Origin of the sequence: Exiguobacterium sp. s16, from assembly GCF_018618115.1 — a bacterium.
In the GTDB taxonomy this organism is placed as follows: Bacteria; Bacillota; Bacilli; order Exiguobacteriales; family Exiguobacteriaceae; genus Exiguobacterium; species Exiguobacterium mexicanum_A.
Genome location: NZ_JACSLM010000005.1, coordinates 78418 through 104405 on the forward strand (window position 1 = coordinate 78418; position 25988 = coordinate 104405).

General features: G+C 52.1%; 25 protein-coding genes and 1 other annotated feature. Of the genes, 1 reads left to right on the plus strand and 24 read right to left on the minus strand.

The window, feature by feature from the left end:
• The 24 genes from KNP86_RS10590 to KNP86_RS10705 form a co-directional block, all read right to left on the minus strand.
• Nucleotides 1-807: a hypothetical protein gene (locus tag KNP86_RS10590; protein ID WP_214754250.1), complete on the minus strand. Its 807-nt coding sequence runs from the start codon at nucleotides 805-807 to the stop codon at nucleotides 1-3.
• Nucleotides 804-1484: an ABC transporter ATP-binding protein gene (locus KNP86_RS10595; RefSeq protein ID WP_214754252.1), complete on the minus strand. Its 681-nt coding sequence runs from the start codon at nucleotides 1482-1484 to the stop codon at nucleotides 804-806. The genes KNP86_RS10590 and KNP86_RS10595 overlap by 4 nt, the downstream gene beginning before the upstream one ends.
• A complete protein-coding gene (locus tag KNP86_RS10600) occupies nucleotides 1462-1854 on the minus strand; it encodes a GntR family transcriptional regulator (protein ID WP_214708735.1) in 393 nt (130 codons plus the stop codon). The genes KNP86_RS10595 and KNP86_RS10600 overlap by 23 nt, the downstream gene beginning before the upstream one ends.
• 124 nt (nucleotides 1855-1978) lie before the next feature.
• Nucleotides 1979-2584 carry a kinase gene (locus KNP86_RS10605; RefSeq protein ID WP_214754253.1) on the minus strand — a complete coding sequence of 202 codons (606 nt, stop codon included), beginning with the start codon at nucleotides 2582-2584 and terminating at the stop codon, nucleotides 1979-1981.
• Between the two features lie 57 nt (nucleotides 2585-2641).
• Nucleotides 2642-4327: a b(o/a)3-type cytochrome-c oxidase subunit 1 gene (locus KNP86_RS10610; protein WP_034781132.1), complete on the minus strand. Its 1686-nt coding sequence runs from the start codon at nucleotides 4325-4327 to the stop codon at nucleotides 2642-2644.
• Nucleotides 4328-4798, minus strand: a complete 471-nt coding sequence (locus tag KNP86_RS10615) for a cytochrome c oxidase subunit II (RefSeq protein ID WP_034781134.1) — start codon at nucleotides 4796-4798, stop codon at nucleotides 4328-4330.
• A 22-nt stretch (nucleotides 4799-4820) separates the two neighbouring features.
• Nucleotides 4821-4940 carry a cytochrome c oxidase subunit 2A gene (locus KNP86_RS10620; RefSeq protein ID WP_232819585.1) on the minus strand — a complete coding sequence of 40 codons (120 nt, stop codon included), beginning with the start codon at nucleotides 4938-4940 and terminating at the stop codon, nucleotides 4821-4823.
• A gap of 245 nt (nucleotides 4941-5185) precedes the next feature.
• Nucleotides 5186-5896, minus strand: a complete 711-nt coding sequence (locus KNP86_RS10625; protein WP_034781136.1) for a Crp/Fnr family transcriptional regulator — start codon at nucleotides 5894-5896, stop codon at nucleotides 5186-5188.
• Between the two features lie 173 nt (nucleotides 5897-6069).
• Nucleotides 6070-7455, minus strand: coding sequence for an aldehyde dehydrogenase (locus tag KNP86_RS10630; RefSeq protein WP_214712847.1), 1386 nt, complete (start codon nucleotides 7453-7455; stop codon nucleotides 6070-6072).
• A 99-nt stretch (nucleotides 7456-7554) separates the two neighbouring features.
• On the minus strand, nucleotides 7555-8712 hold the full coding sequence (locus KNP86_RS10635) for an MFS transporter (RefSeq protein WP_214754255.1): 1158 nt from the start codon (nucleotides 8710-8712) through the stop codon (nucleotides 7555-7557).
• A 141-nt stretch (nucleotides 8713-8853) separates the two neighbouring features.
• On the minus strand, nucleotides 8854-9567 hold the full coding sequence (gene deoD / locus KNP86_RS10640) for a purine-nucleoside phosphorylase (protein ID WP_034781140.1): 714 nt from the start codon (nucleotides 9565-9567) through the stop codon (nucleotides 8854-8856).
• Between the two features lie 15 nt (nucleotides 9568-9582).
• A complete protein-coding gene (locus KNP86_RS10645) occupies nucleotides 9583-10290 on the minus strand; it encodes a response regulator transcription factor (protein ID WP_034781142.1) in 708 nt (235 codons plus the stop codon).
• Nucleotides 10287-12035: a sensor histidine kinase gene (locus KNP86_RS10650; protein WP_214754257.1), complete on the minus strand. Its 1749-nt coding sequence runs from the start codon at nucleotides 12033-12035 to the stop codon at nucleotides 10287-10289. Before KNP86_RS10650 ends, KNP86_RS10645 begins: the two co-directional genes overlap by 4 nt.
• 107 nt (nucleotides 12036-12142) lie before the next feature.
• The gene (locus tag KNP86_RS10655) at nucleotides 12143-13237 is read right to left on the minus strand and encodes a M48 family metallopeptidase (RefSeq protein WP_214754259.1); all 1095 of its coding nucleotides are present in this window, start codon (nucleotides 13235-13237) and stop codon (nucleotides 12143-12145) included.
• Nucleotides 13238-13331: 94 nt separating this feature from the next.
• Nucleotides 13332-14444: a PQQ-dependent sugar dehydrogenase gene (locus KNP86_RS10660; protein WP_214754261.1), complete on the minus strand. Its 1113-nt coding sequence runs from the start codon at nucleotides 14442-14444 to the stop codon at nucleotides 13332-13334.
• Nucleotides 14445-14476: 32 nt separating this feature from the next.
• On the minus strand, nucleotides 14477-15937 hold the full coding sequence (locus KNP86_RS10665) for an MDR family MFS transporter (RefSeq protein ID WP_034781148.1): 1461 nt from the start codon (nucleotides 15935-15937) through the stop codon (nucleotides 14477-14479).
• A gap of 63 nt (nucleotides 15938-16000) precedes the next feature.
• Nucleotides 16001-16720: an ABC transporter ATP-binding protein gene (locus KNP86_RS10670; protein ID WP_214754263.1), complete on the minus strand. Its 720-nt coding sequence runs from the start codon at nucleotides 16718-16720 to the stop codon at nucleotides 16001-16003.
• Entirely contained in the window at nucleotides 16707-17510 is an 804-nt protein-coding gene (locus tag KNP86_RS10675) for an ABC transporter permease (protein WP_251128358.1), read from the minus strand. Before KNP86_RS10675 ends, KNP86_RS10670 begins: the two co-directional genes overlap by 14 nt.
• A complete protein-coding gene (locus KNP86_RS10680) occupies nucleotides 17511-18056 on the minus strand; it encodes a nitrous oxide reductase accessory protein NosL (protein WP_052090279.1) in 546 nt (181 codons plus the stop codon).
• Nucleotides 18043-19230, minus strand: a complete 1188-nt coding sequence (locus KNP86_RS10685) for a right-handed parallel beta-helix repeat-containing protein (protein WP_214754265.1) — start codon at nucleotides 19228-19230, stop codon at nucleotides 18043-18045. The genes KNP86_RS10680 and KNP86_RS10685 overlap by 14 nt, the downstream gene beginning before the upstream one ends.
• 147 nt (nucleotides 19231-19377) lie before the next feature.
• On the minus strand, nucleotides 19378-20673 hold the full coding sequence (locus KNP86_RS10690; protein ID WP_034781154.1) for an ABC transporter substrate-binding protein: 1296 nt from the start codon (nucleotides 20671-20673) through the stop codon (nucleotides 19378-19380).
• Between the two features lie 182 nt (nucleotides 20674-20855).
• Complete coding sequence (asnA, locus tag KNP86_RS10695; protein WP_138859955.1) at nucleotides 20856-21839, minus strand: aspartate--ammonia ligase; 984 nt, start codon at nucleotides 21837-21839, stop codon at nucleotides 20856-20858.
• A 66-nt stretch (nucleotides 21840-21905) separates the two neighbouring features.
• Nucleotides 21906-22147 (minus strand) — a binding site (T-box leader).
• A gap of 104 nt (nucleotides 22148-22251) precedes the next feature.
• Nucleotides 22252-23157, minus strand: coding sequence for a carbohydrate ABC transporter permease (locus tag KNP86_RS10700; RefSeq protein ID WP_084592978.1), 906 nt, complete (start codon nucleotides 23155-23157; stop codon nucleotides 22252-22254).
• Nucleotides 23154-24059, minus strand: coding sequence for a carbohydrate ABC transporter permease (locus KNP86_RS10705; protein ID WP_034781156.1), 906 nt, complete (start codon nucleotides 24057-24059; stop codon nucleotides 23154-23156). The genes KNP86_RS10700 and KNP86_RS10705 overlap by 4 nt, the downstream gene beginning before the upstream one ends.
• 242 nt (nucleotides 24060-24301) lie before the next feature.
• Here KNP86_RS10705 and KNP86_RS10710 point away from each other — a divergent pair, with 242 nt between their 5' ends.
• On the plus strand, nucleotides 24302-25987 hold the full coding sequence (locus tag KNP86_RS10710; RefSeq protein WP_214754266.1) for a formate--tetrahydrofolate ligase: 1686 nt from the start codon (nucleotides 24302-24304) through the stop codon (nucleotides 25985-25987).
• Nucleotide 25988 lies beyond the last annotated feature (1 nt).

Here is a 25988-nt window from a genome sequence, read left to right on the forward strand (position 1 = left end):
TCACACACTTAATTTCTTCATTAGGTAACGACGACTAATCCACACCGCTGCCATCATCCATGCCATCAGACCGAGACCAATCACAAGCATCATCTCATCCATAAACAAGCGGTTCTCCAGGAAGAAAAGTGCCGTCATAGGAACGACAATCAACGTTCCAAGCATCAGCATCGCAATGATTGACGACCACATTGTCCGTTGCCATAGACTTCGTTCAATCAACACGAATGTGAAGACGAATAAAATGATGATCACAATCAGCACTTGATGGATGATAAAGTTGACGATTGAAGCAGGATACATGATTGAGAGCGCCCCATCGTAGCCGATGGCCTGTTCGAAGGAGCCACGCATCGGAATCATTTGCGAGTCAAACCAACTCGAAAACGCTATGTACTGGAGTTTGAGCGCAATCCACTGGACGGAGAACAATCCAAGGATCATCAACATCATCGTCGTTAGCTTCGCACCGAAGACGAGCATCCGCTGTTGCGGCATGAGCAGCAGGCGCATCATGAACGTGCCGCGACCTTGGAAATCCCGATACCAAATCCAAAAACTGAAAAATATCATCGCCGTCACCGCTACCCCGATCGACAAAATAAACGCCATGCCTCCGAGATAATTGGCGAACGTCAAGATATAATCCGGTGTCCCGGTGCGACGGATTTCTTCATACATATTCGTCTCGCTCCATAAAAAGAATCCGAGCCAACCGAACTGAACGACGACGAGCAGTGTGATCAAGATGAGATACGGTTTCGTCATCCGTTCGACTTCCCATCCGATTAGTTTCAATAAGTTCATGCCCCAAACTCCTCTCTCATGACATCGACGATCGACTTTCCGTGAATGAAGCGGACGTCTTCAACGTCGAACTCACGGACGATTCGACCGTTGTTCAACATGACGGCCTTATCGACCAAATATTCGATGTCTTCAATCTCATGCGTCGTGATCAAGACGCCGCGGTCTTCCATGATGTCACTCGAGAACAACTCGACGATTTGTTCTTTCGAGAATACGTCGATGCCCGAGAACGGTTCGTCGAGCAATAAATAGTCCGGGTCTTGGGCGATGCCGAGCGCCAAATTCACTTTCGCGAGCGTCCCTTTTGAGAGTTCATTCAACTTGTCCTCTGGGAACAGCTTGAACTCATCGACAAGACGGGCAAACAATTTCGGGTCGAACTTTGGATAAAAGTCGCGCATGAACGCCTCGCACTGTTCAATCGTGAAATGGATGGGGAACGTCGAATGATCCGGTACGAACGCGACACGATTCAAGTCGAGCGGTTTGCCGTCGACGAGCACCGTGCCCCGGTCGAATGGCGTCAGCCCCATGATCCCTTTGAGAATGGTCGACTTCCCGGTCCCATTCAAGCCGATTAGGCACGTGATTTCTCCTTTTTGGGCCGTGAACGACACGTCTTCGATAACTTGTTTTCTCCGGTAACGTTTTTTAACTCCCAATACTTCGATCATCGAGATTCCCCTCCCCGTATTGCCGTTTGATTTTATCGACGAGCTCATCCATCGTGACGTCGAGTTCTTGAATCGATTCGACGAAGACGGCGACCGCCTCATCGACGAGTTCGGTACGGATCCGTTTCAATACGTGTTCATCCGTCGTCACGCGACTTGGGCGATTCCGTTCGGTCGTAATCAATTGTTGTTCCTCCATTTCTTTGAACGCCTTTTGGACGGTGTTCGGGTTAATTTTCAATTCGCTCGCTAACTCACGCCGCGACGGCATCTCTTCGCCCGCTTTCAGTTCGCCAAGTGCCATTTTCTTTTTGAAGTAGTCGACGACTTGGATGTAGACCGGGGCTCTCGTGTTGAATTGTATGATCATGTGGTCACCTCTCTAAGTGTATGATGCGACTAATACACTACCTGACTGTATTATCACCATAGTACACTAACGGAGTCAACAGTTTTTTCCAAAATAAAAACGCATCCTCCTATAAGTGGATGCGTCAACTGGATTGAACGATGTGATTGGCTTTGGCTTTCGGGTTGACCGTCTTCAAATAATGCACTTCTCCGGGCCAGTACCGGCGCTCGTACTTGGCAATCCGCTCCGACAACTCGCCGATATACGTATCCCGATTCAAGACCCGTTCATACCGGACCTCCCGCGGACAGTCGAGATAGACGACGTAGTCAAAATAAGGGCGCCACTCGTCCCGCAATAAGAAAATTCCTTCGATCAAGACAAGTGCGTTCGGAGCAATCTCGATCGTTCGCATGACGATTTCGTCCCGGTCGCGCGCATAGTACGGTAACGTCAGCGTTGTCTCCCCTTGCCGCAACGGTTCGAACAACGTCTGGACAAGTAAGTCGACGTCCCATTGGAGCGCATAATATTCCATCGCTTCCGATTGTCCCGTCCCGTAACGCCGATGCCGCTCGACGATAAAATCATCGATATGTAGCATCATTTCCTTCGGTGAGGTCCCGCGCAGTTGATCAACAAGCGTCGTCTTCCCAGCTCCGCTCAATCCGTCGATGGCGACGATGAACGGCCGGCCTTGCGGATACTTGGCGTGTTCTCGACGAATGGTTTCCCGTAAAGTGTCCATCCCCTCATCCCCTTCCTACAAAAAAAGTCAGCCCTAAACTACAGGGCTGACTTCAGTTTACCAGAGCACCCAGCCTTTCGCTCCCGGTGGCGCACTCTCAATCAAGTGCCAAATCGGGACCGTATAAGCGAACGCAATCAAGACGAACGTGACGGTGATCCATAGTTTCCAGTTTTCAAAGAAACGAGGCGTCTCCATCGCTGCCTCTTCCGTCTCAGCGAGCGGGAATTCTTCCTCCCCTTTCGGCGCGAGGAACGACAAGTTGAACATTGAGTAAACGAAGATGAGGACCGAGATCAAGAGGATCGTCCCGCCAATCGCCATGGCGATGTGGTATGGAATCCATTCGCGCGTAAGCGCATCCGAGAAGTACGTTGCCGGTCCGGTCCGACGCGGGTTACCTTGGAGTCCTGAGATGTGCATTGCGTAAGACATGATTGACATCCCAAACGCCCACGTTCCCGTTTGAATCAATCCGAGTCGGTTCATCTTTTTCGTGAGTGTACGACCGCGCAATACCGGTACGAGCCAATATGCCGTTCCGAAGAAGGTCAAGGCGACGGCCGTCCCGACTGTGATATGGAAGTGACCTGTGACCCAAAGTGTGTTGTGGACCATCGCGTTCAATTGGTGCGATGCGTTGATGATCCCGCCGGCTCCGGCTGGAATGAAGAACAACATGCCGACGAACGGCGCGAGGAAACGGACATCCCCATATGGCATTTTCTTGACCCAACCGAATAACCCACGGGCACCGAGTGCGCGACCACGCAGCTCGAACGTCGCAAACAGCGAGAACGCCGTCATAAACGACGGGATGACGACGAGGAACGTCAAGATGACTTGAACGAACTTCCAGAACGGCTCAATCCCCGGCTCTGTCAACTGGTGGTGGAAACCGACCGGGAACGAGAACAAGAGGAACAACAGGAACGCCATCCGGGCGAGCGCATCCGAGAAGATTTTCCCGCCGATGACTTTCGGCACGACCGTATACCAGACGATATAGGCCGGCATGAGCCAGAAATAGACGAGGGGGTGACCGAAGTACCAGAACAACGTCCGTGATAACTCAATCCCGACCGTGTCTTTCCATCCGAGCGAGAGCGGTAGCAGCTGGAACAGAATCGTTCCGGCCACACCGAGCGTCGCGATGACCCACAATAGCATCGTCATGACACTCATATACGCCGGAAGCGGCGGGTGAATACCTGGGTTCTCCCGTTTGTAGTCCGCATACATCCGGAACATGGCGAACGCAGACAACCATGTGCCGACGACGAACAAGACGAGGCCGATATAGAAAATCGGGTCGGCCATGAGCGGCGCGTAAAACGTATACAACACGGTCGCTTTATTGGCGAGCACCATGATCGTGACGAGCACGGCACCGGCGATGATCATCCAAAATCCGAGCCACGCGACCCGGGTCGGGAACGACTCAAAACGTCCGAACGACTTAGCGAGGAGCGCGTAAAGAAGACCGATGATGAACATTGTCGTGAAGACGAGACCGAGCATGATGCCGTGTGCGGTCAAGAGTTGATAATAACCAAATACTTCCGGGATGACACCGGTCCGGATGAGCGTCTGCATGAGTCCTGCCAAACCGCCGATCAGGACGGCGAGGACAGAAATGACGACATGGGCATAGGCGAGGCGCGCTTCTTTAACACCGATACTTGGTACCGGTACGCCGCGTTCCATTTCCCACTGTTTTAATTTTGAGGCTACGTCATTCATTTAGTCCACCACCTTAATTTTTGTCGACATCATGTGATGTCCGGTTCCACAGTATTCGTTACATAGAATCAAGAATTCGCCTGCTTCTTCGAACGTATACGTGAGCGAGTTGATGTGGCCTGGCACGACCATCATATTGACCGGTGTCCCTGTCAATTGGAACCCGTGGACGACGTCCGGTGACGTGACGAGAAACGTGACTTTCGCCCCTTTTGGGATTTCCACATTGCCCGGTGTGAATGTGAACGCTTGGGCGACCATGACGAGCTCATACTCGTTGTCACCGATTTTATGAAGCCCTGGTTTGTCGAACGGTGCAGTTTGATGCACTTTTGCCGGGTCGATCAAATCGGCGTCCGAAGCCGGCTGATTCCCTGCAGCAAACGCAGAGATACCGAGCACTGTCAAAAAGACGCCTAATAGAATAATGCCGAATACTAACCAATACTTCTCAAGTTTATGAATATGCATCGTGCTTCCCTCCTCTTGCTCGTTATCGTGTCACAAATAAGTAAAAGACCGACGACCACATGGCAATGATGACGCCAGCGACAATCATGACCGATGTGAACGTGCCTTTTAAGTTCGGTTCTTGTCCATCGTTTTTCTCCACGTGAAGGACCCCTTTCCCTTTGATTTCCACTTTCATTGTATGAAAAGGGGCACTGATTAATATGTGACATTTGTCACTTCAAAAGTGACAATCACATCAAATTTGCGTAGTTTCCACACATAAAGTTCACATTTGAAAAAAAGGCATACAAAAAAGGCGATTGCTCCGACATCAGTCGGTCCAATCACCTGTTCATGTTCTCATGTTGTGACGCCGCACGTTTTTCAACGCTTATGAACGGCAAGTCAAAGCCGACAAATACCGGCGGGACAGCCTTCGCAGTAACATAGCTCTTTTAGGAAATCGATGTCATGCAACACCATCGATGTCGGAGTCGTCGTTAACACGCCTTCTTTCCGCCACTGGTTCATCATTCGATTGACCGTTTCGCGAGGTGCACCGATCAATTGTCCGAGTTCGCCGTCAGACGGATGTCTCGGAACTGTGACCCCCTCTGTCTCCTCTACGCCGTGCATTGCCGCCATGCGAAGCAACGTCGAGGCGAGCGCCCCTGGCTTCCCATACAGCAATAAGTCACGCAACTTCATCTCGGACTGTTTACGCATCATCGAAGTCCAACGCAACACCTCCGTAGCCAGCTGCGCGTCTTGACGCACGAGCTCGTCCATCTCTTGTTTTGAAATCCAGCCGATGACACTGTCCTCGGTCGTCTCGATACTGTAGGAGCTCGGGAATACATCGTCGATGTCGAACTCTCCAAAGAAGTCGTCAGCGCCGTATATGAACATGATGAGCGAACTCCCTTTTTTCGTCAGTTTCGTGAATTTGACGGTACCGCTCTTCAAATAAAAGAACTTACTGCATTTTTCTCCTTCCCAACAAACGATACTCGCTTTTGAATATTCTTGAAACGTCATCATCTCGAATAAGAGCTGTTTCGTCTCTTCTGAGAAGACGAAGCTGTTCGGTTGGGTCGTCCCACATTTCATAGTCATGTTGTCTGCTCCCTCCACTGGTCTCATGCCTAATCTGGCCTCGTGCGTGATATATGGTTTTATTATACAGGAGGGCAATGGGCATTTTCATAAAAGTATGTGACATTTCAAACAATCTTCTTATTTTTTCGTTCACAAAAAAAAGACTGCAGGCTCTCTGCAGTCTAATCCAATCATCGGTAGACGAGTCGAATCAACTTCTCGGCTCCTTTGAAGTTCGGATAACGAACCGGTAAATCAAATTTCGTCGTATTGCGTAAAATCGATTTGGCATGGCTGAACGTCTCAAAGCTGTAGCGACCATGATACGAGCCCATTCCGCTCTCACCGACGCCACCGAACGGCAGGTTCGGGTTCGTCAAATGCATAAGGACATCATTGACACAACCTCCGCCAAACGTGAGATGCTTCATCACCTTCTGCTCCACCTCTTTCGTCTCAGTGAACAAATAGAGCGCGAGCGGGTGTGGGCGCGCTGCGACGAAATCAATCACTTCATCGAGTTGACGATACGTGAGTACCGGTAGAATCGGCCCAAAAATCTCATCCTTCATAACGTTTGCGTCTTCTTCGATGTCCGTCAATACAGTCGGAGCGATCTTCAATTGATCTCGGTCGGTCTGACCTCCGAAAAATACGTCGCCTTCCGTCAAATATCCGATCAAACGGTCGAAATGTGTCTCATTGACGATTCGTGTGAACCGCTTCGTCCCGACGCCATTCCCGAACATCGTGAACGCTTCACGTTTAATGGCTTCGAGGAATACCTCTCGTTTCGATTCATGGACGAGGACATAGTCTGGAGCGACGCACGTTTGCCCGGCGTTCATCCATTTGCCCCAAGCGATCCGTTTCGCCGCAATCTCGATATTGGCATCGTCATGGACGATGGCCGGCGATTTCCCGCCGAGCTCAAGCGTGACCGGCGTCAAATGTTTTGCCGCCGCCTCCATGACAATTTTTCCGACCGGTGTCGACCCAGTGAAGAAGATATGGTCCCACTTCTTTGCGAGCAGTTCCGTCGCCACGTCTTTATCTCCTTCGACGCTGACGACGTAGCGGTCAGTGAACGCCCGTTCGAGCACTTTTGTGATTATTTGGGCGACGTTCGGTGTCAATTCCGAAGGCTTCACGACGGCCGTGTTCCCTGCGGCAATCGCTCCGATGAGCGGTGCCATCGCCAATTGAAACGGGTAGTTCCATGGAGCGATAATCAGTACCGTGCCATAAGGTTCATACATGACCTCACTTTTCGTCCCGAGATGAATCGAAGCACCGCGGACTCGCTTCGGGCGCATCCAACGTTTCAACTCACGAGTCGTCCGTGTAATCTCATCGTAGACGAAACCAATCTCCGTCGTGAACGCGTCGAGTTCCGATTTGTTCAAATCCTGCTCCAACGCTTGGAGAATTTCGGCCTCATGATGTTTAATCGATTCTTTTAAAAACGTCAGCATACTGAGACGGAATGCGAGCGATTTGGTCGCTTGTGTCCGATAGAAGCGACGTTGTTTACGGATGAGCTCTTCGATGGTCAACTGTTCGATTGGTGCGAGCATAAATCTGCCTCCCTTAGATGATAGCGCTAGCTTCATCTTATCATTTTCTCTTGGCCATCGACCATTTTGAACCTTCGCTCCGCACACTCTCGGTCTGCCTTATCTCACGGGCACGTTCCGCTTTTTCGCTTGTTGCATCATGACGAGAACCAACCCGGCGGCGAGCAAGATGCCTCCGGTCACCGTGAATTTTTGCGTCAACGTGATGGAAAGCCAGCCTAAAAAAGCCGAGCCCGTTACCGTCCCAAGCGAGAAGAAGGCATAAAAATATCCGTAGGATTTGCCACGGTTGGCATGGTTGGTGGCTTTGATCAACATCGTGTTGATGGCTGGGAACAAGATCGCGAAACCGACACCGTACAAGGCGAGCACCGCGTATAAGAGACTAGATGTCTCGGCACGGCCGATCAACAGTTGGCTCACACCAAGAATGCCGACACCGAGTGCCGCAAGTTTCGCTGGTTCGATTTGATCGAACAAACGGTTCGTCGGTAACACAAATACGAGCACCGCCATGATTCCGAACGTACTAAGCAGCGTCCCGCTCAAGCGGGAGTCATAGCCGAGCGACTGCACATAAAGCGGTAGCAAGAACGCGATCGCACCTTGCGAGAACATTAAAAGGAAGGCACCGATATACGCCTTCACGACGTCACGTTCAAGCCGTGATTTCCCTTCCTCTTGACGGCTCGATGTTCCGAGCGACAGTTTCGACGGACGTAAAAAGATGAGTGCGAGTAATGCGACCATCGCCCCATAAAACGCGACGTATGTGAAAACGACGGGGACGGTCGTTCGACTCGCCATGATCCCACTGAACGCCGGCCCGATGATGGCCGCCAACCCGACAAAACTGCCGGTCAATGCCACTTTCTTCCCTTGACGGTTCGCTGCGGTCAAATTGGCAGACAACGTGAACGCAGCTGGGACAATTAAACCCGCTACAAAGCCGTGCACGATCCGGACGATGAGAAGCGTCGTCGATGTGTCGACGAAATGGTATGACAATAGACTGAGGCTCGATAGCCCGAGACCGACGAATAAGATGACGATCGGACCGATCCGGTCAGTCCAGATTCCCGATAAAATGTTGCCGAACGTGTTCGACAATGAATAAATGGCAATGACGAGTCCGGCGATGAACGGTGTCGCACCGACCGATGTCGCGAACGTGCTCATGACCGGAAGCTGGGCAAAAAGATCAAAGAAAGCAAAAAAGACGATACTATAAATGACAAAGGCAGATGCTTTGTTCATAGTCACAACTCCTTGGTACAGCCCGATTTTCGAACTGTTCGTTTCAGCTTCAGTCTAGCTTGCCAGTTTCACTTTGTATACACGGGAAGGCGCACGGACACAAAAATGCCCTACAAACCAGTGGCTTGTAGGGCATTTGCATCAGTTCGTGACTTCGACCGCTGTATCGAGTGCGACACGGATCATCTCGTCAAACGTCGTTTGACGTTCTTCGGATGTCGTCTCTTCTCCTGTCAACAAGTGGTCTGAAATCGTAAGGATCGTCAACGCGTTCACTTTATGTTTCGCAGCGAGTGTGTAGAGTCCTGCCGCTTCCATCTCGATGGCGAGGCAACCGAAGTCGGCCCACTTCTTGAAATGGTGGAAATCATCTTGATAGAATTGGTCGGCTGTGAAGATTTGACCGACTTTGACCGGGATGCCGGCCTTTTCAGCGTTCATATAAGCGCGATGTAGGAGGTCGAACGTCGCTGTCGGTGCATAGTCCATCCCGTTGAAGCGCACACGGTTTTGACCCATCTCACTCGATGCGCTCATCGCGATGACGACGTCACGTACTTTAACGTCTTCTTGAATCCCACCGGCCGTACCGACACGGATCAAGTTTTTCGCGCCGTATGACATGATCAATTCGTTCACGTAAATCGACATCGATGGAACGCCCATTCCTGTCCCTTGAACCGAAATGCGTTTCCCTTTATATGTTCCTGTGAAGCCATACATCCCGCGGACCTCGTTATATAACTCGACGTCCTCAAGGAACGTTTCCGCGATATATTTCGCGCGAAGCGGATCCCCCGGTAACAATACCGTTTCTGCGATTTGTCCTGGTTCTGCCCCAATGTGTACACTCATGATTAAATTCCTCCTTCAAGATAGTCGGTGACACTGCTCCCGATATTCATTCGGGGTGATGCCAACCTGTTTTTTAAAGACTTTCCGGAAATATTTATCATCCGAAAAGCCGACCGCTTGGGCGACTTCATAAATACGTTGTCTACTCGTCTCAAGGAGACGTTTCGCCTCGAGCATCCGGATCGACAGCAAATATTCGGATAAGTTGACGCCGTACTGCTGTTTGAAGCGACGCGATATGTATTCGCGGCTCAAGTAAAAGCGCTCGCTCATCCCTTGTAAGCTGAGTTCTTCCGCATAATGGCGCTCGATGAACGCACCAATCTGTAGAATCGGATCCGCTTCATCAGGCGTGACGTCAGCAAGAGCGCGTGCAAGCGTCTCATTCAAGACGTCCGGGTCGATCGGCTTCAACAAGTAATCAAAACTACCGAGCTGAATCGCACGCCGCATGTACGAATATTCGTCATAACCGGTCAATACGATTAGCTTGGTCGCCTCAGCTTCCTTATGAACCCATTCCATCAGCTCGATGCCGTTACAACGAGGCATCTGCAGGTCCGATAAAATCAGTGCCGGCCGTTCCTTGGCGATGATTCGTTTCGCTTCTTCCCCGTCCTGCGCCTCGATCACTTTCGTGACGCCGAGCTGTTCCCACTCCCCGAGCAGTTTCACCGCTTCCCGTACCGGCGACTCATCATCGACGATCAATACTTTCGTCATGACGCATCCGCCTCCTTTACGGCCGGGAAACGCATGACAATACGAAATCCGCCTGTCTCTGGTGTAGCCAACATAAACTGAGCCTCCCGATTATAGTTTAACATGAGTCGATCCCGAATGTTCTTTAAACCGGTGCCTTCTGCACCATTCAAAGGTTGGGTCGACTTCTCAATCCGTTCTTTTAACAGCGCTAGCTCTTCGTCCGAGATATCGCGTCCGCTATTCTCACATCGAATCACGAGATCTGGCCCTGCTTGGTGAATCCGGACCGAGAAGTGGTTCGCTGCTGTCGCACCGTCCCGCTCAAACCCGTGCTTAAAGAAGTTCTCGGCGAGCGGCTGTAAAATCATCTTCGGCACGGTCAAGTCGAGGAGCGTCTCCGGCACGTCGACCTCGATCTCGAATTGATCGGGGAAACGGACTTGCTGCAGCCGAATGTAAGACGTGAGGTGGTCGACTTCTCGCCTAAGCGTCACGAGCGACTCATCAGGGTGCATCGTATAGCGCATCATCGAGGAGAGCTGCGTGATGAGACGGTACACCGTCTTACCGTCCCCTTTCAGGGCAAGCGTCCCAATCGACTGCAAGGCGTTGAATAAAAAATGTGGGTTTGTCTGGGCTTGGAGCGCTCTCAGTTCATTCGTCCGATTTTCGAGCGCCAGACGATACTCGCGTTGAATCAAATCGTCAATGCGTTCGATCATCCGTTTGAATTGCCGTCCGAGCACACCGAACTCATCATTTCCCAGGGAATCGAACGAGACCGTCATATCCCCTTGTTCAATGCGCCATATATTCGATGTCAGTGTCTTGATCGGGGTCGTCAAGCGCATCGAAGCGTAGGTCGCACCGATCAACGCCAATACGAGCGACACCATCCCAACAACGAAGATGATAAACGATGTCCGCGATGCCGGTTCGGTCAACAGACGATCAGGAATCGATTTCCCGACGTAAAACGTCTGGTTCTCAAACTCGAACGATTTGACAATGCGGTGATGCTTCCCGTCGCTCGACAACGAGTTCGTCGACACGTTTTGCGGGATTTCACCGTCACCGAGTTGCGCGAACACTTGATTACCGCCTCCGATGAACCAGAGGCTCTCAGTCGGGTTGTTCTGTAACGAGGCGAGCTGACCGATGAAGACGTCTTCCGGGATATCAATGGAAAGAATCGCGAGCGGCTGGTCCGTCTCAATCTTATCGAGCCGAAAATGAAGCGTGACGACCTCTTCTTCCGAGACGAGCGGACCGAAATCATGATACGGCACAAGCGGATGCGAGGCCTCGAGCAGGACGCGACTCTCTTCATCCTTCAACAACTGCTGTTGAATCGCACTCGGTTGCTGTTTCGAACGCGGGGACACTTTCATTTTATAAGCGGCGAACGAGTCCATGTCCTCGAGCATGAGCAGTTGAATCTGGGCCACATCCTCGCGGGACAAGTACATTCCGAGGAGCGCCCGTCTCACTTCCAATTCGGTCTGCTGAAGGGATAGCCCCGGCCCATACTCGAGAATATCGAGCACGTCCCGGTTCGCATATAGACTTGTCGGCAGGCGGCTCAAGTCCGAGATATATCGCTCCATTTGCAGCGTCCCACGCTCAAGCGACCATTCGGTGAGCTGGAGCCCCCGCTCTCGCTCCCTGTCTTTGACGTACCAAAAAGAAATGACCGTCGCCAAAATGACGGGAACGATAATCGTCAAGGCGATCATTCCCGTCAGCTTCGTCCGAATGCTCATCCGCGCATCGCCTCCTCGCTGTCATTATATCACGGCTCATGCAAGCGTTTGCAATTACTGTTATTAAAAAGGTTTATGGCCACACGCATGGCCATAAACCTCTCTGTTCACTCGTACGATTGAATCAATTCGATGATTCCTGTTGGTTGACCGGAGTCGGCAGCGAGTTCAGCCGGGGTCATCCCGTCCTCGTTCTCGAGGGACACGTCGGCACCGTCCGCCAGCAATGCCGCGAACTCTTCGTACGATGCATCGTTATAGGCAAGTTCTTGAATCGGTTCTTCTGACATCGCATCAAGTGAGCCGATGCCTTCCGATAAGCCCGTCAATCCATCGCTCGTGAACAACCAGGCGACGATGGCCACGTTGACAATGACGCTCAAGATGATCGTGCTGATAATCGAGCCTTTGACGTATCCGGCCGTCTTGAAGACCGGAACGTTCGTTTCACCCGCGTTCGTCGCGATGGCCGCAATCCGTTTCGGGAGCGGCGGATGCGTCGATAACAGCTCGCTCAACTTGGCGATAAATCCGTTCTCACGGCTCGCTTCGTACAAGTAGTCAAACTCGCTCACTTCTTTTGCCAACTTCCCACCAATCGCAAGAATCGTGAGGGCACGTTTCGATGCGGCTTGGTCTTGAATGTAGTGGGCGGCCATGCGGTCAAACGTAAATTCACAGGCGCGCGAATAGGCAGACCCTAAAAACGGGATCCAGCCGCCGAGCATCATGGCCCACTGTTTTTGAACGTGATTACGGCGAATGTGTGCTAGTTCATGCGCAATGACAAACTCGACTTCTTTCGTGTACCCATCACGTGACAACTCGACGATATCCGAATACAAGATGACCATATTCTTTTGGAAGAAACGTGTCGCGAAAGCGTTCAAGACGCCCCCGGCTTGAAGAATGTAGACGTCCGGGAGTAGGCGAATCCCCATTTCTTGCCCGACACGCTGATACGTACGATGCAAGTCGGCGAATTGACGCTCTGTCACTTTGACGCCGTTCGTGCGAATATATCCGATTTGAAGCCAGTGCGTGAATAGCGACAGTGCTAAAATCGTTCCGATTATCCATAAGAAAATGCCGAGAGAGGCGATTGTGAAGACGATTCCTAACACTACCGTCAACACGCTGGCCGCGACGAGCAGTCCAAAATACAGTTTTTCGTTCTTATGTACCATTTGTGATTGTTTCATGTAAAATTCCCCTTCATTTTCCATATGAAGTCCATTATACCGGATAATTGGATATCGACAACAAAAAAATAGAAACTGACACGGGTGTCAGTTTCTATTCGAGGGTCAAGCGATACAGCTGATCATCCTCATTGCTCGGATTTCCGCGTCCATCCGTATTGTTCGTGATGAAGTAGAGCTCTCCGTCTCCTAACCAGACATCACGGATACGCCCTTTGTCCTCGACGAGCGGGGTGACCTCTTTTGTCTCTCGGTCGATGGCAACAAGGCGATTCCCCCGAAGCGTCGCCATGTACACGTAACGGTCGTCCGCCGCGATTCCCGAAGGTGCCCACGACGTCTCTCCGACTTCGAACCATGGTGTCTCGAGACCATCTTGTTCCTGGTCTGCCTCGATGAGCGGCCAGCCATAGTTGTTTCCCCGCTCGAGAATGTTCACTTCATCGTGACCGGACGCCCCATGTTCACTCGCATAAAGCGTGTCGCCAACTTTCGTCAAACCTTGGGGATTGCGGTGGCCCGACGAATAAATCCAATCGGTCGGCTCGCCTGTTCCGGATAAGGACACCCGTAACACTTTTCCGGCAATCGACGTCTCATCTTGAGCGAGATCCGGAACGAGGGCGTCTCCCGTGGTGACCCAAAGTGCGTCGCCATCGAGCAATAAGCGGCCGCCGTTGTGGAACTGGGCGCCTGGGATCTCATCGAGCACGACAGCCGTCTCTTCAAAGCGCTCCCCGTCCCACGTCAATTCGACGACCCGGTTTCGTACGTCCCCAGGTGTCCCGTACGTATGATAGGCGTACACTTGTCGGGATGTCGTGAAATCTGTTGTCAAGGCCAGGCCGAGTAAACCACCCTCACCGATTTCGAGCACATCTTCTTCGAGGACGACCGGTTGTCGATCGAGATTCCCGTCCGCATCGATGACGGCGATTGTGCCACCTCGTTCCGAGATAAGCCATCCTTCGTCGGTCCTTACCATCGACCACGGTACGTCCAATTGCTCAACGACAGACTCGCTCGCACCGAATGTCAGCGAATCGTCTGCTTCCGATGTTGGTGCATCGCCTGGTGTATCTTCCGCAGGTGTTTCTTCGGTCGACTCTTCGACCGGAGTCTCTTCTGGCGCCGGTGCGTCAGCAGGTTCCGATGCACAACCTGCTAATACGACAAGAGATAACACAAGGATCCATCGTTTCAACATGATCGCCTCCTTTTCACCATCATACCGTGTCTTTAGTTGTCGCGTGAAGGTTCGGGTGGGTTAGCTGGTAAGCGAAGCGCGATCAACAACGCGATGAACGCCGCGAGTGCCGCTCCGATGAAGACGGTATTCAATCCGGTGGCGATGAGTTGCTCGCCTTGGAGCCGGACCGTCGTGTTTAACGTCTCGGTGACGCTTCGATTAAAGAACGATTCGAGTGATACGTCGCTCAAGCCCGCCTCGTCACGGAAACCGCTGAGGACGATAAAGTTGAATACTGCACCAAACACGGCAACACCGAGCGTCTGACCGACTGTACTCAAAAATGAGTTCGCGGCCGTCGCGGTCCCGCGTTGCCGGTAAGATACGACGGTCTGCAAGACGACGATGAACATCGGTTGCGACAAGCCGAACCCGACTCCGATGATGGCCACAGCGAGGTAGACGAACAGATCTGGGCTTGATTGCGTGAGCAGCGTCAAGATGATTGTCCCGATCAACAAGAGACTCATTCCTGTCACGGCCCGACGCCGTGGCGAGGCCGCTCCAAGTGTACGGCCGCCGATAATCGACGTGAATGTCCAAGCGACCGAGAGTGGCATGAGCATGAATCCGGCTTCGGTCGCTGATTTCCCAAGGACGGCCTGTGCCCAAATCGGGATATAGGCCGACATTGACACGAGGACCCACGCCGCGAAGAAGACGGCCCCATTGATCGACGCGATGATTGGTTGTTTCAATAATTCGAGTGGCAACAACGGTGTCTTCGCCCGTCGTTCCGATAAGAAGAAACTGGTGAGCAAGATGACGCTGAAGACGGCACTGGCGACGACCGAGGCCGTCCAGACGTTCGTCTCGCTGAACGTGATCAGCCCGTACAAGAACGCCGTCGTACCGAACGCGAACAACAGCGCTCCTTTGACGTCAATCCGTTCCGTCGTCTCGGTCACGGTCTCTTTATAGAACGTGACGATCATGATGAACGATAAAAGTGCGAACGGTACGTTCAATAAGAAGACGTAACGCCAAGACAACGTCTCGACCAAGAACCCGCCGATGACCGGACCGAGCACGCCCGATACGCCCCACACCGCGCTCAAAATCCCTTGAATCTTGCCGCGCTCTTCGTATTTATACAAATCGCCGATGATCGTCATCGAGATCGGTAATACTGCACCGGCGCCGAGCCCTTGAAGCGCCCGGAAGACAATCAGTTGTTCCATCGATGTGGCGAGTCCGCAAAGAAGTGAGGCGAGCGTGAACAGCCCGATTCCGAATAACAGGACACGCTTTCGGCCGAACAAATCGGCCACCTTTCCATAGATTGGTGTCGATACCGCCGTGAACAGCAAGAAGGCGGCAAACACCCAGCTCACGAGGGCGGCCCCGTTCAATTCGCTCGCGATGACCGGCGTTGCGACGGAGACGACCGTCCCTTCAATCGCCGCTAAAAAAGTCGCCAACAACAGCGCGACCGTAACATTCTTTCTCATTTGTTTCATCTCCCCAATAAAATAGTGGTGCCGGAAGGTTCCGAGCACCACTTCAACTGTCTATTATTTTGTGCGAGCCGCGCCGGTTTGACAAGCCTCAACTTCCGATTCGAAAAAGAAACGTTTGATTTCAGCATAAGCCGCCGCTTCGTCCGTGACGAGGACGCGACCTGCAAGCCGACCGTCCTTGAGCATCCATACTTCATCAGCGAGCATCGCTGCCACATCAAGCTGGTGTGTCGAGCAGACGATCGTCGCACCACGCTCAGCTTCTTCCCGCAACAAGCCACCGAGCAGACGCATCCAAGTCGGATCGAGTCCGTTCGTCGGTTCATCGAGGAGCAAGATGTCAGGTTTCGTCACGAGCGCCTGCGCCAGTAGGAGACGTTGACGCATCCCTTTCGACAACTTCCCGACGGCTCGGTTTCTCAATCCATCGAGACCGACGCGCTCCAACAGTGCTAAATCTGGTTTCACGCCTTGCCATAATGCGTAATAGGTGTAAGTCTCACCGACAGTCCAAGACGGATCGAACGCAAAGTCGTCTGGCATGTATCCAAACGTCCGATGGTACGCCTTCCCGTCATCGATCGTTTGACCGTTCAAGGACACGCTCCCGACGCTTGGGGGAATCGTGCCGTTCATAAGATTCAACAGCGTCGACTTCCCAGCCCCGTTGCTGCCGCATAAAGCGACGACCTGGCCTGAGTCAATCGCACCGTCAAGCGGATGGAGCGCCCATGACTCGCCGTATCGTTTTCCCACTTGATTAAGTTGAATCATGTCGACCCTCCCGTCGTAACCACCACGCTGCCGCGCCCAACATACTGAGAATGACCCCGATGATTGTCGCACCGACGACAGCCGTACCGACCGGGCCGTCGAGCCACCCAATAAACGTCTCATAGATGGCCCCGAACAAATCGGGGGCCGCCAATACTGCGCTCACCCAGACGCGCAACAACTCAAATCCGTTCAAAAACAAGGCGCCGACCATCGCTTCCGCCTGAACACCGTATGGTATCCACGCAATGACACTGACGAGCACCGTCGGCCATAACAAAATCAAGACAGTCCAAACGAGGAAAGACATGAGGACGGCTTGAAGCCGATTTCGACCGATGACGCCAACGAATGTCCCGAACGCCGCCCCATACGCGATGAGCCCGAGCGAATATGCCCAAAGGACGACCCACGTCTTGAGAGGCATCGATACGAAGAATGACGAGAGCGCATAGGCGAGCGTGACAATTAAAGCCTGCGTCGCGAGAAAGGCGGTGTAACGCATCCAGACGAGGTGAAACATCGATAGCGGGTACGTCGTCAAGAGGCGCAAACGTTTCGACTCCCGCTCCCCTCCCCACTGGAGCGCCGTCGTCAACATGACGAAAAGCGGTAAGACGAGTCCGATGATGGTGAGTAATGTCGCGTTGACGTTCGTGTAGGCGGTCGCCACCGGTAGCGCTTGTCCGAGACCGCCAAGCAGCACGAGCGTCACCATCCAGGTGAACAGGAAGACGTAACTCTCTTTTTGACGTAACGTGCGCGACCACTCGATCCGCCACAGCATCATTTACTGTCCGTGGCCTTCTGAGGAATCATTCTCACTCATCTTGCTGTCATCATCTGCGTTCATCTTTTTATGCTGTTTCATTTCCCCGCGCTCCCATGAATGGTCTTTCAAGTCGTCGAGGTCCATGACCATGCCGCCGTTCTCGTCCACGTATGCCTCAGCATCCGCTTCCTTCGCAAACGAGACGATATTGTAAGCCATCGGTGTCTTCGACATCTTATCGTAGACGAATGTTCCTTCTTCAAGGTCGACCCATTCTTTCGTGTTGTAGTCTTTGACGTACATAGCTGCGATGTCTTCTTCTGTCTGTTCCGGATACCAGTCCCGCATCAAACAACCGATGTCATCGAATGCATAGCCTTTTCCGTTGTCCATGATTGCCTCGGCAGCGAACTGTTCGTCCATGATTTTCATGTTACATACAACGCATTCGGTCTCGCCCCATTCGATGTCAAACGGTTCCGCCGCCGCGCTTGAACACGCACCTAATGCGAGCGTCAATCCTGATACGGTAAGTAATCCTGCCATCTTCTTATAAGTAATCATCTTGTTTCCTCCCAAATCGCCATAATAAAATCAATAATCCACTTAACACGGTTGCCCCAACCGTTCCCTGCCACTTTAACTCGAACGTCGTCGCCCGTGGCGAAACATCGGTGAGCGTGACCTCGTCGGGGCTCCTGAGGACACGCTCGAGTACGGTCAACCCTGGAGCCCCGTACAGCAATTCAAACGCTTCATACGAATCAGCGAGCAAAAACAAATATGGGTCGGCCCGATACGGGATCTCGCTCTGCCCGTCCTGGGTCAAATCGAGTGTCTGCCCGCCCCATTCGTTGCCGACAATCACGTTATCGGCCGCTTCAAATGATACGACGGGATAGCGATTGTTCGTCACATCGTTCCCGGTCAACGTCATCCCGTTGGCCCGTTTCATCCTTAGGCCGATATCATTTCCGTTCACACCGTTATCATGGATTGTCGTCCATTCCGATTTTTCGGCATAAATGCCGACGCGGTTCCCATAAATCGCATTGGCACGGATGCTCGTTTCAATCGCTTCGAACAGCATGAGTCCCATTCCTGTCGCACCGACTTGATCATAGATTTGTCCATTCTCGATACGGACGCGCTCGGTCCCCATCACCATCGCGCCAGTTTCATTGTTGTGCAGATTCGGGGACACAATCGAGACGTCCGTCGGGAACATAAGATGAACGCCGTATCGTGAGTTCGTGACGAGCGGCCGGGTCAACTCGTGTCCGGTCCCGTTTTCAATATAAATGCCGTCACGGACGTGGTCGACGATGGCTCCTTTGATGACTGTCGCCTCGCTATCCTCGATGGAGATTCCTTCCTCCTCACGCTTCCCTGTCACGTTCGGTCGAATCAACCTGACCCCGTAACTGTTCTCGACGGCGATCCCGGTCCCGGTCGCCTCAATCGTAACGTCGATGACTTGATGGCCGAGTCCCACGACGAGCACCGCGGGTACGGTCGTCCGTTCGCACTGTTCGATCTCGACGTTCTCGAGCACGGCCCCGGTCCCTTCAAGTTGAAACGCAGGATGTTCACAACTACTGAACCGCTTTCCTTCACCGTTAAACGTTTCGTTCGATTGAATCACAATCGGTTCTTTGAGCGACACCGGTTCCTCGTTCGCTTGAACAGTAATCGGTGAGAAGAACCATAACGCGAGTAACCCGCTTAGTCGTTTCATAACCCCTCCTCTTGATGAATCGCTTTCAGAACATATTGTACGAAAACCTAGGGGGGTATGTGTGTCATTTTTATGGGATTCATGTGACAGTTTCTTCATAAAAAAAACACAAGTGGCGAAGGGGTCATTTCGCCGCTTGTGTTGCTATCATTTCGCCTTATCGGCCCATACTTTCGTGAAGTCTTGAAGCATCTCGTCGCCTGTCTTTTGACCGCCAACGTATGCTTGCATCAGTGCGCCATACTCGTTGACCGCACCATCCGGATACTTGAACCAGTTCCACGAGATCGTCTTGCCTTCGTTTGAATAGGCCAAGATATCGTCCGCAAGTGGTCCAAGGTCGTTCGCTTCAATCGATTTGAACGCCGGTATAAATTTGAACTTGTTGACCATGTAGTCTTTACCCGTATCGGACGTCGCCATCCATTCGAGGAAATCCTTCGCTTCTTCCTTATACTCGGAGTTTTTGTTGACGACCCAGTTGTTCGGGACACCGACCGGGAGGCGGTCCATCTTCTCTTTGTCATCATTGATCGGAATTGGCACGAAGCCCATCTCGATGTCCGGGTTCACGTCAAGAATCATCTGTTGCGCCCAGTTCCCTTGTTGAAGCATCGCCGTCTCACCTTGAGCGAACTGAGTGACTTGCGTGTTATAGTCCGTCGTAAGTGGATTTTTATTTCCATATTTGATCGTGAGGTCGAACAGTTTCAAGAACTGTTGGAATTGCTCGTTGTCCTCGAATTTTCCTTTATTCTCGTTCAGCGCCTGGATAAACGCATCCGGATCGTCTTGCTGCGCCATCGGAATGTTGAGCAAATGGATACCGAGAATCCAGAATTCGGCATAACCGACCGAGAACGGCGTGATGCCTGCTTTATCCAACTTCTCAGCCGCATCCGTCAACTCAGACAACGTCTTCGGCAGTTCGCTGATGCCCGCCTTATCGAACAGCTCTTTATTATAGATGAAACCATAGCCTTCCAAGTTCATCGGCATCCCGTACAGTTTGTCGTCCATCGTCATCGGTTCTTTGGCCACTTCGGTCAAGTCACCGACCCATTTCTCGTCCGACAAGTCTTCCAACTTGTCTTTCCACGTTTGTGCTTCGGTGAAGCCACCGTTATTGAAGATGTCCGGTTCATTGCCTGACGCGAACTGGGACTTGAGCGCTGCCCCATAGTCAGCTCCGCCTCCGACCGTTTGGACGGTCACTTTGACGCCAGTCTCTTCTTCGTATTCTTTCGCCATCGCCTCGAGGTCTTTGGCGATTTCCGCCTTGAACTGGAAGACGTTCAACGTGACGTCTTGTTTGTCCCCGCTATCCGCGTTCGCATCGTTCGATCCTTCATCTTCCGTAAGCGACCCGCCGCCACAGGCCGCAAGAGTCAATACCATCCCAGCCGTCATCACGGCGGTCGATAATCTCCATTTACGTTTCATTTCGCTTCCTCCCTAAGTATAGAGTCGACAATCATGATTCCAATCGGTACACCCTAACTTTAGATGAAAACGCTTCCATTATGTAGGTGTCAAAATTGACGTGTAGGGTGGAAAATGTTGCACAGAAAACCAGGACTTTCTTATTTAAAAAGAAAGTCCTGGTTTTAGTTTCTTCTATATAATTACAACAGGCTGATTCCGGCTTCTTCACACGCGGTGATCATCTCACTCGGCCAAACCGAAGATTGGACTTCGCCGATATGGCGGGCACGAAGCAAGTACATGGCGACACGGGATTGCCCGATGCCTCCTCCGATGGTAAGCGGGAGGCGTCCTTCGAGGACGGCTTGGTGGAACGGGTACTTCCGTTTCTCTTCGGCACCGGCTGTAGCCAACTGCTCAGCGAGTACCGTCTCGTCGACACGGATCCCCATCGACGACAATTCGAACGCCGATTCGAGTTCCGGGTGCCAGACGAGGATGTCGCCGTTGAGTGACCAGTCATCGTAGTCGGCCGCACGACCGTCATGCTTATCGCCTGAGGCGAGTGCACCACCGATTTGCGAGAGGAAGACCGCACCGTACGCTTTACAAATCGCGTGCTCACGTTCTTTTGGTGTGAGCGTCGGGTAAAGGTCTTCGAGTTCTTGGCTCGTCAAGAAATGAATCGACTCTGGCAAAATCGCCTCAATCCCGTACATCGATTCGACCGTCTGTTCCGTCTCGCGGAGTGCCGCGTAAATCGATTCGACCGTCGCCTTCAAGTACTCCGTCGTCCGGTGTTCCCGGGCGATGACGCGTTCCCAATCCCATTGGTCGACGTGAAGCGAGTGCGTCGCGTCGAGCTCTTCATCACGACGGATGGCGCGCATCTGGGTGTACAAGCCTTCCCCGACCTCGAATCCGTAACGGCCGAGCGCTTCTCGTTTCCATTTCGCGAGCGACTGAACGATTTCAAGTTCGTGTCCCGGATACTGCGTATCGAACTGAATGATGCGTTCGACGCCGTTCAAGTGGTCGTTGACACCGCTCGCCGATGTGACGAACAGCGGGGCCTGCACTTGTGTCAACCCAAGCGCCGTGCTGAACTTGTCTTCGAATGTCGCCTTCACTACTGTAATCGCCTGTTGTTTCGCTTTCATCTTGCTTGTTGCTGTCGTTGTCATGTTTTCTTCCTCCAATTGTGGGATTTTGGGACGGAGCAATAGAAAAAAGCCCTCCAATCCCATGGACTATGGGACGGAAGGCTTCAAGCTCCGCGGTGCCACCCAAATTAGTAGACGAATCTACTCACTTTTTCGAGACGAACATCTCGTAGTTCCGATAACGGGGAACATTCCGGCTACGTCTACTTGCAAAGCGTTCGGGTAGCGACTCCAGGAGGTTCTTCGACAGAGATTTCAGTCCGGGCTCTCACCTTCCCCGGCTCGCTTTGCTTACGTCTTCTGTGTACTCGTCCTTTCAATGTCGTTCACAATTGAATTGACCCAATTATTATAAATATTCCGACGAATGTCAACAGCTTTTTTCAAAAAAATTCTCCCCCGTGTAGCGGACGGGGGAGACCCTTGGGAAGGGTTATTTGATCGAGCCGCTCGTGATCCCTTTGATAATATGCTTTTGCATACCGAAGAAAAAGACGAGGAGCGGAACGATCCCAAGGACTAAACCTGCGAGTGCCAAATCCCATTGTTTTGTATATTGTCCGAAGAAATAGAACGTCGCGAGCGGAATCGTCCGCAGTTCGATGTCTCGGAGGACAAGTGAAGGTAACAGAAAGTCGTTCCAAATCCAAAGGCTGTTCAAGATGACGATCGTCACCGTGATCGGTTTTAAAAGCGGGAACACGATGCGCCAAAAGACGCCCCACGTCGAGCAACCGTCAATGATGGCTGCTTCTTCGATTTCTTCCGGAATCGACTTCATAAACCCGTGATATAAGAACACGGAGATGCCTGACCCAAACCCGAGATACATGACCATCAGTCCCCAATGGCTGTTTAACAACCCGAGTACGCTCGATACTTTCACGAGCGGAATCATGATTGACTGGAACGGGATTACCATCGCCGCGACGAACAAGAAGAAGATGACCGTCGAAATCCAATGTTTCGTCCGGACTAGCTTCCAAGCCGCCATCGATGTGAACAGCACGATCAGTAGGTTCGCGCCGGCCGTGATGAGGAGCGAGTTCAAGAAGACGCGTCCGTAGTTCATCGCCTCCCATGCCTCTGAATAGTTCGAGGCGAGCCAAACGTTCGGCAAGGCAGACGTATTCGTGTAAATCTCGGCGATCGATTTGAACGAGTTGACGATGACGTAATAGAACGGGACGAGGTACAAGAGCCCGAGTAAAATCGCCACCAGTTCGACGAGACCGAGCCCCGCCGTATATCCGCCCGTCCGCAACGGCTTTTGAGGCAACAATTGTCGTGGTGCCTGATCGATATTCGCTTCGATGCGTTCAATTTTTTCCGTCGTCATGCCTCCACCTCCCGCTTTTTCGTCAAGTACACTTGCGTGACGGTAATCGCCGCGACGACGAGGAAGAAGATGACTGCTTTCGCCGAGCCGAGTCCGTAGTTATTATTCACAAACGATTCGGTATAGATGTTCAAAGCGAGCATCTCTGTCGATTTGAACGGCCCGCCGTTCGTCAGTGATAAGTTCGTATCGAATACTTTGAACGACCATGAGATCGTCAAGAACAGACAAATCGTGATCGACGGCATGATCATGGGAAGGGTGATATGACGAAGCATCTTCAACCGGTTTGCCCCGTCGATTTTAGCCGCTTCGAGTAAATCTGTCGGCACATTTTGGAGCGCCGCGATGTAAATAACCATGACATAGCCCCCACCTTGCCAAATGGCGACGATGACGATGCCCCAAAACGCCGTCTGAGCGTCACCTAGCCACGGCAGCTCGAACAGACTCCACCCGGTCAGTGCCCCGATTGATTCAAAGCCCTTCACATAGATAAACTGCCAAATGAACCCGAGAATGAGCCCGCCAATCAAGTTTGGCATGAAAAAGACGGTGCGCAGAATATTGCGCGTCTTAATGTTCATCGTCAATAGTAAAGCCAATAGGAAGCCGACGATATTCGTCAGCACCACGGCCACGAGCGTATATTTCGTTGTGATCCAGAACGAAGCGCGGAACTGTTCATCTTCAAATAAAATCCGATGGTAGTTGTCCAGTCCGACCATATTCAATTGCCCCGTCACACCGTTCCAATCTGTAAAACTGTAATAAATCCCGTTGAAAAATGGAATAAGCACGATTGCCACAAATGCCAAAAAGGCCGGACCAACGAATGCGATAAAACTCGCCGGCTTCTTCCAATTTCGTCTCCGTTTGATTCGTTTCGGTGTTTCTGTCATGTTCATCGCCTCCACTATCAACTTACCTTCCTGGACCAAAAATGAAAACGGATACATTTGACGGAAAGGGTGGAATATATTGCACTCAATGGGTGAATTCTACGAAGCGATGGGTTATGATAAACTCAATGACAACACGAACGAGTCTTCCCCAACGAAAGATTAAACCTTGATTCCGGGTCGATTCACGAATGAAATGGACTAAATAGATTACAATGTTCGAAAGTGGAGGGATTTTATACATGACGACGATTAAACCGTTATCCGACCTAACAATTGCCCAACAAGCCGAGATGCTACCTGTCAAAGAGATTGCGGAAAAACTCGGTTTACAAGAAGATGACCTCGATCTATACGGGAAATATAAAGCCAAGTTATCATTCGATGTCATCGATCGGATGGCGACTCGAGAAGACGGGAAACTCATCCTCGTCACGGCGATCAATCCGACTCCAGCCGGTGAAGGAAAGTCGACCGTGACCGTCGGACTTGGACAGGCGTTGAATCAACTCGATAAACAAGCAATCGTTTGTCTACGTGAACCATCACTCGGTCCGACGATGGGCTTAAAAGGCGGTGCGGCCGGCGGCGGTTTCAGCCAAGTGTTGCCGATGGAAGACATCAACCTTCACTTCACAGGTGACATGCATGCGATCACCGCAGCTCACAACACGATCAGCGCCATGCTCGATAATCATCTTCATCAAGGGAACGACCTCGGGATCGACGTCCGTAAAATCGTCTGGAAACGTGTCCTCGACTTGAATGACCGTGCACTTCGTCACGTGACGATCGGACTCGGCGGCAGTGCCCACGGGGTACCACGTGAAGACGGATTTGACATCACCGTGGCGTCCGAAATCATGGCCATCCTCTGCCTCGCCGATTCGTTGACCGACCTTGAGACGCGCATCAAGCGCATCGTCGTCGCCTACGATCAAGACAACGAACCGATCACGGCCGAACAAATCGGGGCGGCTGGTGCCGCGACACTGTTGTTGAAAGAAGCGTTCAAGCCGAACTTGGTGCAAACACTCGAACAGACGCCCGCGCTTGTTCATGGTGGTCCGTTCGCCAATATCGCTCACGGCTGCAACTCGTTGATTGCGACAAAAACTGCGCTCAAGCTCGGTGAATACGTCGTCACCGAAGCCGGATTCGGAGCCGACCTCGGTGCCGAGAAGTTCTGTCACATCAAGTCACGCATCGGTAAATTAAATCCGGACGCCGTCGTCCTCGTGGCGACAGTCCGTGCCTTGAAAATGCATGGTGGCGTCGCCAAAGACCAACTCCACGTCGAGAACGTCGGGGCCGTCGGGAACGGATTAAAACTTCTTGCCAAACATGTCGAGACGATGGGGAAACTTGGCTTGCCGACCGTCGTCGCCCTCAACCGATTCAATTCAGATACGACCGAAGAGTTGGCGGCCGTCCTCGACTGGTGTGAAGCGAACCACATTCGAGTGGCGCTCAGTGAAGTGTGGTCAAACGGAGGCCAAGGCGGACGTGCGCTCGCCGAGGCCGTCATCGAGACGATTGAGTCGAATGAGAGTGCGTTCACCCCGCTCTATGCGTTGACCGATTCGATCGAACAAAAAATCTTGACGATCGCCCGTGAAGTGTATGGGGCGGCCGACGTCACGTTCACCGCGACCGCAAAAAAACAAATGGCTCAAATCGAAGCGAACGGCTGGCAACACTTGCCGATTTGTATGGCGAAGACACCGTTCTCGCTGTCAGACGACCCGACGAAACTCGGCTACCAGCACGGGTTCACTGTGACCGTAAGAGAGTTGAAACCGTCGGTCGGCGCTGGCTTCCTCGTCGCCTTGACCGGAAACGTCTTGACGATGCCAGGTCTGCCGAAGCAACCGGCCGCCTTGAATATGGGAATCGACGAGACCGGTAAAGCGATCGGATTATTTTAAA

Excerpts from the sequence above, each read along its gene's own strand:
- KNP86_RS10680 (WP_052090279.1), bottom strand. The coding sequence starts at position 18,056 with ATGATTACTTATAAGAAGATGGCAGGATTACTTACCGTATCAGGATTG.
- KNP86_RS10655 (WP_214754259.1), bottom strand. The coding sequence starts at position 13,237 with ATGAAACAATCACAAATGGTACATAAGAACGAAAAACTGTATTTTGGA.
- KNP86_RS10595 (WP_214754252.1), bottom strand. The coding sequence starts at position 1,484 with ATGATCGAAGTATTGGGAGTTAAAAAACGTTACCGGAGAAAACAAGTT.
- KNP86_RS10610 (WP_034781132.1), bottom strand. The coding sequence starts at position 4,327 with ATGAATGACGTAGCCTCAAAATTAAAACAGTGGGAAATGGAACGCGGC.
- KNP86_RS10690 (WP_034781154.1), bottom strand. The coding sequence starts at position 20,673 with ATGAAACGTAAATGGAGATTATCGACCGCCGTGATGACGGCTGGGATG.
- KNP86_RS10605 (WP_214754253.1), bottom strand. The coding sequence starts at position 2,584 with ATGGACACTTTACGGGAAACCATTCGTCGAGAACACGCCAAGTATCCG.
- KNP86_RS10665 (WP_034781148.1), bottom strand. The coding sequence starts at position 15,937 with ATGAGAAAGAATGTTACGGTCGCGCTGTTGTTGGCGACTTTTTTAGCG.
- KNP86_RS10630 (WP_214712847.1), bottom strand. The coding sequence starts at position 7,455 with ATGCTCGCACCAATCGAACAGTTGACCATCGAAGAGCTCATCCGTAAA.
- asnA (WP_138859955.1), bottom strand. The coding sequence starts at position 21,839 with ATGACAACGACAGCAACAAGCAAGATGAAAGCGAAACAACAGGCGATT.
- KNP86_RS10600 (WP_214708735.1), bottom strand. The coding sequence starts at position 1,854 with ATGATCATACAATTCAACACGAGAGCCCCGGTCTACATCCAAGTCGTC.
- KNP86_RS10675 (WP_251128358.1), bottom strand. The coding sequence starts at position 17,510 with ATGATGCTGTGGCGGATCGAGTGGTCGCGCACGTTACGTCAAAAAGAG.
- KNP86_RS10650 (WP_214754257.1), bottom strand. The coding sequence starts at position 12,035 with ATGAGCATTCGGACGAAGCTGACGGGAATGATCGCCTTGACGATTATC.
- KNP86_RS10670 (WP_214754263.1), bottom strand. The coding sequence starts at position 16,720 with ATGATTCAACTTAATCAAGTGGGAAAACGATACGGCGAGTCATGGGCG.
- KNP86_RS10635 (WP_214754255.1), bottom strand. The coding sequence starts at position 8,712 with ATGAACAAAGCATCTGCCTTTGTCATTTATAGTATCGTCTTTTTTGCT.
- KNP86_RS10705 (WP_034781156.1), bottom strand. The coding sequence starts at position 24,059 with ATGACAGAAACACCGAAACGAATCAAACGGAGACGAAATTGGAAGAAG.
- KNP86_RS10590 (WP_214754250.1), bottom strand. The coding sequence starts at position 807 with ATGAACTTATTGAAACTAATCGGATGGGAAGTCGAACGGATGACGAAA.
- KNP86_RS10710 (WP_214754266.1), top strand. The coding sequence starts at position 24,302 with ATGACGACGATTAAACCGTTATCCGACCTAACAATTGCCCAACAAGCC.
- KNP86_RS10625 (WP_034781136.1), bottom strand. The coding sequence starts at position 5,896 with ATGACTATGAAATGTGGGACGACCCAACCGAACAGCTTCGTCTTCTCA.
- KNP86_RS10660 (WP_214754261.1), bottom strand. The coding sequence starts at position 14,444 with ATGTTGAAACGATGGATCCTTGTGTTATCTCTTGTCGTATTAGCAGGT.
- KNP86_RS10645 (WP_034781142.1), bottom strand. The coding sequence starts at position 10,290 with ATGACGAAAGTATTGATCGTCGATGATGAGTCGCCGGTACGGGAAGCG.
- KNP86_RS10685 (WP_214754265.1), bottom strand. The coding sequence starts at position 19,230 with ATGAAACGACTAAGCGGGTTACTCGCGTTATGGTTCTTCTCACCGATT.
- deoD (WP_034781140.1), bottom strand. The coding sequence starts at position 9,567 with ATGAGTGTACACATTGGGGCAGAACCAGGACAAATCGCAGAAACGGTA.
- KNP86_RS10615 (WP_034781134.1), bottom strand. The coding sequence starts at position 4,798 with ATGCATATTCATAAACTTGAGAAGTATTGGTTAGTATTCGGCATTATT.
- KNP86_RS10700 (WP_084592978.1), bottom strand. The coding sequence starts at position 23,157 with ATGACGACGGAAAAAATTGAACGCATCGAAGCGAATATCGATCAGGCA.